Annotated in this window: 10 protein-coding genes; 5 read left to right on the forward strand and 5 right to left on the reverse strand. The window is 75.8% G+C overall.

The features are described 5' to 3' along the window. The first annotated feature begins 11 nt into the window (after positions 1–11). Positions 12–1,190: an iron uptake transporter deferrochelatase/peroxidase subunit gene (efeB, locus tag AE652_RS24160; protein ID WP_082345932.1), complete on the forward strand. Its 1,179-nt coding sequence runs from the start codon at positions 12–14 to the stop codon at positions 1,188–1,190. 54 nt (positions 1,191–1,244) lie between these two features. Here efeB and AE652_RS24165 read toward each other — a convergent pair whose 3' ends face one another. Together AE652_RS24165 and AE652_RS24170 are read right to left on the reverse strand one after the other, a co-directional pair. Then, positions 1,245–2,723 (reverse strand): cell wall metabolism sensor histidine kinase WalK, encoded by a 1,479-nt coding sequence (locus AE652_RS24165; RefSeq protein WP_082345931.1) that lies wholly within the window; start codon positions 2,721–2,723, stop codon positions 1,245–1,247. Continuing rightward, a complete protein-coding gene (locus AE652_RS24170; protein WP_049654967.1) occupies positions 2,720–3,400 on the reverse strand; it encodes a response regulator transcription factor in 681 nt (226 codons plus the stop codon). Before AE652_RS24170 ends, AE652_RS24165 begins: the two co-directional genes overlap by 4 nt. A 198-nt stretch (positions 3,401–3,598) precedes the next feature. Between AE652_RS24170 and AE652_RS24175 the strand changes: the two genes are divergently transcribed. Further along, complete coding sequence (locus AE652_RS24175) at positions 3,599–5,137, forward strand: glutamate synthase subunit beta (RefSeq protein WP_049654970.1); 1,539 nt, start codon at positions 3,599–3,601, stop codon at positions 5,135–5,137. 51 nt (positions 5,138–5,188) lie between these two features. On the opposite strand, the gene AE652_RS24180 is transcribed toward AE652_RS24175, so the two are convergent. Next, positions 5,189–6,718 carry a PD40 domain-containing protein gene (locus AE652_RS24180; protein WP_049654972.1) on the reverse strand — a complete coding sequence of 510 codons (1,530 nt, stop codon included), beginning with the start codon at positions 6,716–6,718 and terminating at the stop codon, positions 5,189–5,191. Between the two features lie 249 nt (positions 6,719–6,967). On the opposite strand from AE652_RS24180, the gene AE652_RS24185 reads away from it, so the two are divergent. Further along, the gene (locus AE652_RS24185; RefSeq protein ID WP_049654974.1) at positions 6,968–7,495 is read left to right on the forward strand and encodes a YcxB family protein; all 528 of its coding nucleotides are present in this window, start codon (positions 6,968–6,970) and stop codon (positions 7,493–7,495) included. Positions 7,496–7,524: 29 nt separating this feature from the next. On the opposite strand, the gene AE652_RS24190 is transcribed toward AE652_RS24185, so the two are convergent. Next, a complete protein-coding gene (locus AE652_RS24190) occupies positions 7,525–8,838 on the reverse strand; it encodes an MFS transporter (protein ID WP_199823137.1) in 1,314 nt (437 codons plus the stop codon). Positions 8,839–8,965: 127 nt separating this feature from the next. Here AE652_RS24190 and AE652_RS24195 point away from each other — a divergent pair, with 127 nt between their 5' ends. Next, positions 8,966–9,679: a TetR/AcrR family transcriptional regulator C-terminal domain-containing protein gene (locus AE652_RS24195; protein WP_049654975.1), complete on the forward strand. Its 714-nt coding sequence runs from the start codon at positions 8,966–8,968 to the stop codon at positions 9,677–9,679. A 50-nt stretch (positions 9,680–9,729) separates the two neighbouring features. Beyond that, positions 9,730–10,242, forward strand: a complete 513-nt coding sequence (locus AE652_RS24200; RefSeq protein WP_049654976.1) for an isochorismatase family protein — start codon at positions 9,730–9,732, stop codon at positions 10,240–10,242. Positions 10,243–10,301: 59 nt separating this feature from the next. Here AE652_RS24200 and AE652_RS24205 read toward each other — a convergent pair. Beyond that, positions 10,302–10,830 (reverse strand): N-acetylmuramic acid 6-phosphate etherase (locus AE652_RS24205; protein WP_049654978.1); only part of this gene is annotated, 529 nt, incomplete at its 5' end.

The following is a 10,830-nucleotide window of genomic DNA, read 5'->3' on the forward strand; positions in this document are numbered from 1 at the left end:
CCGGAGCGGCCGTGCTGGCCGGCGGCGGCCTCGCCCTCGCCGCCGGACCGGCCGCCGCCGGGGACGGCACGCAGGAGAAGGCCGGGGCGGTGCCCTTCCACGGGGCCCACCAGGCGGGCGTCACCACGGCCGCCCCCGGCTTCGCGGCCTTCGTCTCCTGCCAGGTGATCGCCCAGGACCGCAAGGGCCTCGAAACGCTGTTCCGGACCCTGACCGAGCGGATCCGCTTCCTCACCGCCGGCGGCACCCCGCCGGACCTCGGCGTCGGCGCGCCGCCCTCGGACAGCGGCATCCTCGGCCCGACCGTCCCCGCCGACCACCTGACCGTCACGGTCGGCGTCGGCGCCTCGCTCTTCGACGACCGCTACGGGCTGGCCAAGGCCAAGCCCGTCAGGCTCGCGCCGATGAAGACCTTCCCGAACGACAACCTCCAGGCCGCCGAACTGCACGGCGACCTCTCGCTGCAGATCTGCGCCGACCGCCAGGACACCGTGCTGCACGCGCTGCGCGACATCACCCGGCACACCCGGGGCGCGCTGCAGATCCTCTGGCGGATCGACGGCTTCCAGAACCAGTCCCGCCCGGACGGCGCCCAGCGCAACCTGCTCGGCTTCAAGGACGGCATCGTCAACCCGGACACCGGCTCCGCGCGCGAGATGGACCGGCTGGTCTGGGTCACCGACGGGACGGGCGAGCCGGCCTGGGCGACCGGCGGCAGCTACCAGGTGATCCGGATCATCCGGATGCTGATCGAGTTCTGGGACCGCGTCACCCTCACCGAGCAGGAGAAGATGTTCGGCCGCCGCCGGGACACCGGCGCGCCGCTGGACGGCGCCCGGGAGACCGACGCGCCGGACTACGCCAAGGACCCGGACGGCAAGGCGATCCCGCTCGACGCCCACATCCGGCTGGCCAACCCGCGCACCGCCGACACCGACAACTCGCGCATCCTGCGCCGGGGCTTCAACTACGACCGGGGCGTCGACCGGGCCGGGAACCTGGACATGGGCCTGGTGTTCTGCTGCTACCAGCAGGACGTGGTGCGGCAGTTCGAGGCCACCCAGACCCGGCTGATCGGCGAGCCGCTGGTGGACTACATCTCGCCGACCGGCGGCGGCTACTTCTTCGTCCTGCCGGGGGTGAAGGACGAGGCCGACTGGCTCGGGCGGGGGCTGCTGGCCGCCGTCTGACGGTCGGTTCCACCGCGGGCCCGGCGCTGCCACGCGCCGGGCCCGTCCGCGTGCTCAGCCGTCGGGCCCGTCCGCTCCGTCGGCGCCGAGGGTGAAGCCGATCACCGCGCCGCCGCCCTCCCGGTTGGCGGCGAAGGCCGTACCGCCGTGCGAGCGGGCCACCTCGTGCACGATGGCCAGGCCCAGCCCGGAGCCGGGCAGGCCGCGGGCGGCGGTGGCCCGGTAGAAGCGGTCGAAGACCCGGTCGAGGTCGGCCGCGTCGATGCCCGGGCCGCGGTCGCGCACCTCCACCCGCGGGCCGCGCACCACCACCTCGATCGGGCCCGTCCCGGCGGGGTCGAACTTGGCGGCGTTGTCCAGCAGGTTGCCCACCGCGCGGGCCAGCGCGTCCGGCCGGGCGGTGACCACGGTCGCGTCCGCGTCCACCACGACCTCCCGGTCGCCGCGCCGCCGGGCCTGGGCGGCGGCCTGCCGGACCACGTCGGCGAGCAGCACCTCGGTCGGCCGCTCGTCCGCCCTGCGGTCCGCCGCGAGCGCCACCAGCTCCTCCACCAGCTGGGTCAACTCCCGGGTCTCCTCGACCAGATCGGCCATCAGCGCGGCGCGTTCGGCGGGCGGCAGCCGGTCCAGGCTGGGGAGCACCGAGAGGTTGGTGCGCAGGCTGGTCAGTGGGGTGCGCAGCTCGTGCCCGGCGTCCTGGACCAGTCGGCGCTGGTTCTCCTTGGCGGTGGCGAGCCGGCCCAGCATCCGGTCGAAGGCCCGGCCGAGCCGGCCCACCTCGTCCGTGCCGGCGGCGGGCACCGGGACGTCCAACCGCCCACTGGCGGCGACCAGTTCGGCCGCGTGGGTGAGCCGGACCAGGCGCCGGGTGATCCGTCGGGCGAGCAGCCGGCCGGCCCCGCCGGCGAGCACCGCGACGATCGCCACCAGGGCGACCGTACGGGTCCGCAGGGTGGTCAGCAGCTTCTCGGTGGGCCCGACCTGCTGGATGATCTGGACCGCCCCGCGCCGGCCGCCGAGCGAGACCACGCCGACCCGGTAGGCCTCGCGGTGCTCGTGGCGCAGCCCGATCGAGGTGCGGCCCGGCTGGTCGGCGTGGGCGAGCTCGTGGTCGGACGGGCTCGGCGGCAGGTCGAGCCGGGCGGTGCCGGGCAGCACCGCGCCGTCGGGGTCGAGCGACTGGGTGGTGACCCGGATCGGGCGGACCAGGTCGGCGCTCAGGCCGCTCGGGCCGGCGAAGTCGCCCGGGAAGAGCACCTCCCGCTGGACCTGGCGGCCGACGGAGTCGACGGCGGCGCCGAAGTCGGCGGTCTCGTCGTCCCGGATCAGCCGCGCGGCGGCGTCGTAGCCGAGTGCGCCGATCAGCACCGCGACCAGCGCGGCGATCGCGGCGAAGGCCAGCGCGAAGGTGGTGGGCAGGCCGGGGCGCGGCAGCCGGGGGAGACGGGGCAGCCGGCCGCTCGGGCGCGGCGGCCGGGGCGCGCGGCGGGCCGGGCGCGGGAACCGGGGGAGGCGGCGGGCCGGGCCGGTCACGGCTCGCGCAGCGTGTAGCCGACGCCGCGGACGGTGTGGATCAGCGGCGCCAGGCCGGGGCGGTCGAGCTTGCGGCGCAGGTAGCCGATGAACACCGCGAGGTTCTTCGAGCCGGGGCCGAAGTCGTAGCCCCAGATCCGCTCGTACAGGGTGGCCTGGTCGAGGACGGCGCCGGCGTGCCGGGCGAGCAGCTCCAGCAGGTCGAACTCGGTGCGGGACAGTTCGAGCTCCTGGGCGGCGCGCCAGGCCCGGCGGGCGGGCGGCTCGATCCGCAGGTCGGCGACGGTCAGCACCTCGGTGGCGGACTCCGGCGGGCGGCGGCGCAGCATGGCGCGCAGGCGGGCGAACAGCTCGTCCACGTCGAAGGGCTTGACCAGGTAGTCGTCCGCGCCCGCGTCGAGGCCGGCGATCCGGTCCGGCACCTCGACCCGGGCGGTGAGCATCAGCACCGGGGTGCGGTCGCCGGCCGCGCGCAGCCGGCGGCAGACTTCCAGGCCGTCCGGCTCGGGCATCATCACGTCGAGCACCAGGACGTCGGGGCGCTGCTCCGCGAGGACGGCCAGGGTCTGGGTACCGTCGGCGGCGACCCGCACCCGGTAGCCCTGCAGCATCAGCGCGCGGGCGAGCGAGTCGCGGATGGCCCGGTCGTCCTCGGCGATCAGCACGGTGTGGGTCATGGCGGAGATTCTCCCTGGCGTGCTCACGGCGGTTCCGGGCGGGGGCGGGGTGTCCGGGCCCGCTCCGCGGCCGCTCCGGGGCGGTCCGTGACGGCCGGGGCTGTCGCGCGGTGCTTCGCGGGCGTACGGTGGCCGTACGGTGGCGCGCCGCCGGGTGGGCCGCCTGATCCGAGTCGGCACGCCCTGCCGGAGGCCGCGATGGCAGACCGGATGGCCTTCTTCACCACCCCGCGCGAAGAGCGGGTGCGGCGTGATGCGCGGGAGCGGCTGGGGGACTGGCGGGAGGTGTACCGGCCCGGCCCGCTGCTGCCGGTGGTGGGCGGGCAGGCGGGGCGGTGCATGGACTGCGGGCTGCCGTTCTGCCACAGCGCCTGTCCGCTCGGGAACCTGGTGCCGGAGTGGAACCGGCTGGTGGCGGAGTCGGGGACGGGTTCCGGGGAGGGGGCCGGAGCGGGCGCGGAGGTCGGAGCGGAGGTCGGCGCGGATTGGCGGGCGGCCGCGGCACGGCTGCTGGCGACCAACAACTTCCCGGAGTTCACCGGGCGGCTCTGCCCGGCGCCCTGCGAGAGCGCCTGCGTGCTGGCCATCGACGGCGCGGCGGTGACGATCAAGAACGTGGAACTGGCGATCGCCGACCGGGCCCTGGACGCGGGCTGGGACGGGCCCCGGCCGCCCGACCGCGCCGAGCGCTCCGGTGGGCGGCGGGTCGCGGTGATCGGCTCGGGCCCGGCCGGGCTGGCCGCCGCCCAGCAGCTGACCAGGGCCGGGCACGCCACCACCGTGTACGAGCGGGCCGACCGCGCGGGCGGGCTGCTGCGGTACGGCATCCCGCCGTTCCGGCTGGAGAAGCACCGGCTGGAGCGCCGGCTGGACCAGCTGCGGGCCGAGGGCACCGACTTCCGCACCGGGGTGTGGGTCGGCCGGGACGTCCCGGGCGAGGAACTGCGGGCCGGGTACGACGCGGTGGTGGTCGCGGTGGGCGCGACCGCCTGCCGGGAGCTGCCGGTGCCGGGGCGGGACCTGACCGGGGTGCACCAGGCGATCGAGTACCTGACCTGGGCGAACCGGGTGGACGAGGGCGACTGCCCGGTCTCGCCGCTGTCCGCCGAGGGGCGGCACGTGGTGATCGTCGGCGGCGGCGACACGGCGGCGGACTGCCTGGGGACGGCGCTGCGCCAGCGCGCCGCCTCCGTCACCCAGCTGGACATCAACCCGCGGCCGCCGCGGGACCGGGCCGACGGGCAGCCCTGGCCGGTGTACCCCAAGGTGTACCGGGAGACCACCTCGCACGAGGAGTCCGGCGCGGCGGAGGCCGGGCCCCGGGTGTTCGCGGCCACCACCGTCGGCTTCGAGCCCGGCCCGGACGGCCGGCTGGCCGCCGTCCGCTTCGCCGAGGCCGAGCCCGCCGACCGCAGCCCGCGGGCGGGCACCGAGCGGAGGCTGCCGGCGCAGCTGGTGCTGCTCGCGCTGGGCTTCACCGGGCCGGACCCGGACCGGCCGCTGTTCGCCCAACTCGGCCTCGCCACCGGGCCGGAGGGCACCCTGGCCCGGGACGACGGCTTCGCCACGGCGGCGGAGGGCGTGTTCGTCGCGGGGGACGCCGGTCGCGGGCAGTCGCTGATCGTCTGGGCGATCGCCGAGGGGCGGGCGGTGGCCGCGGCGGTGGACCGGTACCTGCGGGGGTGGACGGAACTGCCGGCGCCGATCCGGGCCTCGGCGCGGGCGCTCACGGTGTGAGACCGGGAGCACCCGCGCCGGTCGGGGTGGCGAGGGTGGTCGGGGCGGGTGTCAGAACAGCGGGAGGCGGCGGAGGAACACGTCCTCGGCGTTGTTGGTGTCCCCCGGGGCGAGGGTGCTGTCGGACGAGGTGAACACCACCGCGGTGCCGAAGGCGTCGGGGAACGGGGCGTACGAGGAGCCGGTGGTCTGGGAACCGTCGCCCGCCACGCTGACCCGCTCGGTGCGGCCGGTCCACAGGTCGCGCCGGAACACGTCCTCGGCGTTGTTGGTGTCGCCGGGGACGAGGTTCTCCGCCGCCGAGCTGAAGTAGACCCACCGGCCGTCCGCCGTCAGCCGGCCGCCGAAGGAGTCGAGGGTGGTCTTCGTCCCGGGCAGGCCGACGCTGACCAGCGTCTCGGTGCCCTGCCGGAGGTCGCGGACGTACAGCTCGAAGTGGCGGTCCCAGGAGGTGTCGCCGTGGACGACCCAGGAGGAGTAGACGGCGTAGCGGCCGTCCGGGCTGATCGACGGGTCGGCCGCGCCCTTGTAGCCGCCGTCGGGGGCCGAGGAGGCCAGGCTGGTCCGCCCGGCGCGCAGGTCGCGGGCGTACAGCGGGTAGAGGCGCGGCTTGAGGAGCTCTGCGCGGGCGTCTGAGCGGGTGTCCGGGCGGGCGTTCGGGCGGGAGTCTGAGCGGGCTTCCGGGCGGAGGGAGTCGGCGGCGAACTCCTGGTCGGAGCCGGCCCTGAGCTCGGCGACGGCGGCCGGGGAGAGGGTGTCGGGCCGGCCCGGGCCGATGAGGTTGGTCGCCTTGGAGATGAAGACGACCGTGCTGCCGTCGCCGCTGATCTCCGGCGATGCGGAGGAGGCGTCGGCCTCCTTGCCGTCTGCGCCGACGCTGACCAGGCGGGTGTCGCCGGTCCAGAGGTCGGTGACGTAGATGTTGCCGCCGAACCAGGTGACCGTGCCGGGGGCGAGGTCGCTGCGGTTGGACTGGTAGGCGACGTAGCGGCCGTCCCAGCTGATCGAGGGGACGTCGGACACCCGGTCGGTCTGCGGGGCTCCCGGCGCCTTGCCGACGCTGACCAGCCGGGTCTCGCCGGTCCGGCGGTCGTGGACGTAGACGTCCTGGTAGCCGCGGTTGGCGCCGGGGGCGAGGTTCGTGGCGCTGGAACCGAACGCCACGTAACGGCCGTCGCCGCTGATCGCGGCGTGGTGGGCGGGGCCGTCGGCCTGGACGCCGCCCGGACCGGTGTCGACCCGTTCGGTGCGGCCGGTCCACAGGTCGCGGACGAAGACGTCGACGGCACCGTTGGTGTCGCCGGGCACCAGGTCGGCCGCCTCCGAGGTGAAGACGGCGTAGCGCCCGTCGGCGCTCAGGCCGTGGGCTTGCGAGGCGCCGGTGGCCTGCGCCTGGCCGGGGCCGACGGAGACGCGTTCGGTGCCCGTGCCGCCCGGCCAGGCGGACGGTCGTGTGGTGGACGGTTGTGTGGTGGACGGAGCCGCCTGGGCGGGGGTGGCGACGGTGATGGAGACGGCGGCGGCCAGTGCGGCGGCCGCGAGGGTGCGGGCCGCGCGCAGTGGGCGGCGGATGCGGGTCATCGGGTTCCCTCCCCTGGGATCGGGCCGTGCCGCGTCGGCGGTGGACGCCGAACTCCCCGGCGGCCGGCTCGGGGTGAGCCAACCGCCGGGCGGGGTGGTCGGTCAACGGGTGGGTGCCGGGAGCGGCGCATTCACGCCGGAGGGCCGGGAGGCCGTGGACGCGGTCGCATCGGGTACGTACGGTCTTTGCTACGATCCGGCGAAGCTGGTGTCAGGAGTTGTGCGTACATGGGTCGGAGGGTGTGGGACGTGGGTTCCGACGAGCGGGCGGTGACGTCGGTCGAGGTCCGCTACACCCCGACGGCCGAGGACTTCCGGGAGGCCTTCGCGGCGTGGGAGCGGTGCACGGCGGCCGGACGCCGGTCGCGGCTGGCCGTGTACACGGTGGCCGTCGGCGGGACGGCGGTCGTCGGGCTGCTCGCCGTCCTCGGCGGGACGGTGCTGCGGTTGCTCGCCCTGCTGGTGGCGGTCGTGCTGCTCGTGGTTCTCGCGGGGCCCGCGACGCGGGTGCGGCGGGTGACGAGGACGGCGAGGGAGAAGGGCGAGTTCAGGGTCCTGCTGGACGACCAGGGGGTGGTCGTGAGCACCGAGGCCTCGGTCACCGAGTTCGCCTGGTCGGAGCAGCGGTACTACCTGGAGACGCCCCGGCTGTTCCTGCTGTTGAAGGGCAGCGAGGAGACCGGTGTGCTGACCATGCTGCCCAAGCGCGGGGTCGACGACCTCCGGGGGCTGGCGGAGCTGATCGACCGGCACGCGACGGCGCTCGTCCGGGACTGAGCAGTCGTGGGGTGGGTGCGGCGGGCGCGTCACGGGGTGGGCTCCGGCGCGACCGGCCCGGTGCGGTGCGCCCGCTGGTCGTAGCGCCAGAGTGCGGGGAGCGCGGCGGACACGGCGGCCGAGCTGCCGAGGCAGAGCAGGCCCCCCGTGCGCAGTGCCGCCCGGATGCCCTGGCGGGCCGCGAGCCCGCCCGCCCGCAGGTCGCCCAGGGCCGGCCCGGCGGAGCCGATCAGCATCTCCAACCCGGCCGCTCGGCCCCGGAGTTCGTCCGGAATGGACTGGTTCCAGATGGCGCTGCGGAAGGTGTCGCCGACCCAGTGCGCGCCGCCCGCGACGGTCAGGCAGAGCAGGACGGCCCACAGGCCCGGGGCGAAGGCGGCCGCCGCCGTCGCCGCGCCGACCAGGGCGGCGGAGAGCAGGACCAGCCGGCCGTGCCGGTGCACCCGCTCCGCCCACCCGCCGGTCGCGGCGGCGATCAGGCTGCCGGCCGCACCGGCCGAGTAGAGCAGGCCGAGCGCCCAGGTGGCGTCCAACTCCGCGGCCAGGAACGGGAAGAGCGCGGTGGGCAGGGCGAAGACGGTGGCCGCGAGGTCGGCCAGGTAGGTGCCGACCAGATCGGGCCGCCGGGCCGCGTACCGGGCGCCGTCGAGGAACTCGGTGAGCTGCGGCGCCTCGGCGTCCCGTTCCGAGGGGACCGGCCGGACCCGGGCGAGCAGGGCGATCGAGAGCAGGAAGGTGCCGAGGTCGACCAGGTACGCGGCCGGGACGCCGGCGGTCGCGATCAGCAGGCCGGCCGCCGCCGGGGCGGCCACGCCGCCGATGCTCCAGCGCAGGGACAGCAGGGCACCCGCCGCCACCAGCTGGTCCTGGGGCACCAGGCGGGGGACCATCGCCTCGACCGAGGGCTGCTGGATGCCCTGGATCGCCGCCGCCACCCCGGCGGCGACGTAGAGCGGCCAGACGGCGGGGGTGCCGAGCAGCGCGTTGGCCAGAAGTAAGGCGCTGAGCGCGGCCAGGGCGACCTCGGTGGCCAGGGCGACGGTGCGGCGGTCGGCGCGGTCGGCGAGGACGCCGCCGTAGAGGCCGAACAGGATGACGGGCACGAGCTCGACCGCGCCGACCGCGCCCACGGCCAGCGGCGAGCCGGTGAGGTCGGCGATCTGGAGCGGGATCGCGGTCATGGTGAAGATCGAGCCGAGCAGGGTGACGGTGCCGGAGGTCCAGGTCAGCCGGAAGTCCCGGGAGGAGCGCCAGGGGGCGGTGTTCGGCAGCAGGCGGGACCAGGGGCGGTCGGGGCTGGAGGTGGGGTCGGGTCCGGAGGTGGGGTTCGGGTTGGAGGTCACGAGGGGTGGGATCCCTTCGCGGTCGTCGGCGTCGCGACGGCCGTCCTTATCGCTGATAAATTCCAGCTCGGGAACTTATCGGCGATAAGGTGGGTCTGGCAAGCGGATAACCCAGGAGGGCGATCGGATGGCGCTGCAACGCGACGAGGTGGTGCGCACGGCGCTGCGCCTGCTCGACAAGGAGGGCATCGACGGGCTGACCACCCGCCGGCTCGCCCGTGAACTCGGCGTCCAGTCACCGGCGTTGTACTGGCACTTCAAGAACAAGCGGGAACTGCTCGACCTGATGGCCGAGGCGATGCTCGCCGAGGCCCTCCCGCCCGACCGCGAGCCGGACCCGGCGCACTGGCCCGAGTGGATCGCCGCCGACGCCCGCGCCAAGCGCGGCGCCCTGCTCGCCTACCGCGACGGCGCCCGGGTGCACGCCGGCACCCTGCCCAGCGAGGACGAACTCCCGGCGGTCGAGGCCCAGTTGGCCGCCCTGTGCGGGGCCGGGCTGCGCCCGCGCACGGCGCTGCGGCTGCTGCTGACCGTCGACCGGTACATCATGGGCTGGGTCACCGAGGAGCAGGCCTGGCGGCAGGACACCGCGGACCGCGACCGGCCGCCGTTCCCGGACGAGGCGCTGCGCGAACTGCCGCTGCTGCGCGAGGCGGTGGACGTGCTGCGGATGACCGACCACGACGCGGACTTCGAGTACGGGCTGCGGGTGCTGATCGAGGGGTTCCGGGCGGAGATCGCGCGGGAGGCGGGGGCGGAGGGCGCTCCGGTGGCGGCGGAGGGCGCTCCGGCGTCGGAGGTCCGGGCCTCGGAGGGTCGGGCCCAGGAGGGGCGGTCGTAGGATGGGCCGGTTGTCGGACGGGCCGGCGTGACTGGACTAGCGTGACGTCCATGACCACCCTTGATCCCCGCAGTACGGCCCTGGTCCTGATCGACCTGATGGACCGGATCGTCGCCAACCCGCTCGCGCCGCGCACCGGTTCGGAGGTGGTGGAGGCCTCGCTGGAGCTGGCCCGGGAGTTCCGGGCGGCGGGCGCGCCCGTGGTCGCGGTGCGGGTCGAGCGGCCGAACGTCGCCGAGCAGCCGCCCGGGAGCGGGCTGGTCGCGGAGGTCGCGGCGGTGGCCGACGAGGTCGTGGTGAAGCGCAGCATCGGCGCCTTCCAGGGCACCGGCCTGGACGGGCTGCTGCGGGCGCGGGGCGTGGAGACCCTGGTGTTCACCGGGATTGCCACCAACCTCGGCGTGGAGTCCAGCGCCCGGGCCGCCGGCGACCACGGGTACCGGCTGCTGTTCGTCGAGGACGCGATGGCCGCGCTCACGGCGGAGGAGCACCGGGCGTCGGTGGACCTGGACTTCCCGCGCCTCGGCGAGGTCGTCGTGGCGGCGGACGTGCGGTTGGGGTGAGTCGGCGGGGGACGGGGCTACGGCCGGGCGGGGTTTTGGCCGGGCGCGGTGGAGGGCTGCTACGGCCGGGCGAGGCGGAGGGCTTCGCGCAGCCGTCCCTGCGAGGCCGTGAGCAGGCGCGCTGCGGTGGGGGCGTCCACGTCCGCGAGCAGGGAGAGGATGGCGTCCTTGACCCGGCCGCCGGTCGCGCTCAGGGCGCGGTCGACCGCGGTCCCGTCGGCGCCGGTCGCCTCGGCGACGATCCGTCGGGCACGGTCGCGCAGCTTGTCGTTGGTGGCGCGGAGGTCGACCATCAGATTTCCGTACGTCCGGCCGAGCCGGACCATCACGGCCGTGGACAGCAGGTTGAGCACCAGCTTCTGTGCCGTGCCCGCCTTGAGCCGGGTCGATCCGGCCAGCACCTCGGGGCCGACCTCCACCTCGATGCCCAGCTCGGCCGCGGCCGCGAGCGCCGAGCCGCGGTTGCACGCCAGCCCGACGGTCAGCGCCCCCGCCGCGCGCGCGGCACGGACGGCGGCCAGCGGGTAGGGCGTACGGCCGGAGGCGGAGACGCCCACCAGGGTGTCGGCGGGGGTGAGGGCGAGCGCG

The sequence above is a fragment of the Kitasatospora sp. MY 5-36 genome, from assembly GCF_001182915.1.
In the GTDB taxonomy this organism is placed as follows: domain Bacteria; phylum Actinomycetota; class Actinomycetes; order Streptomycetales; family Streptomycetaceae; genus Kitasatospora.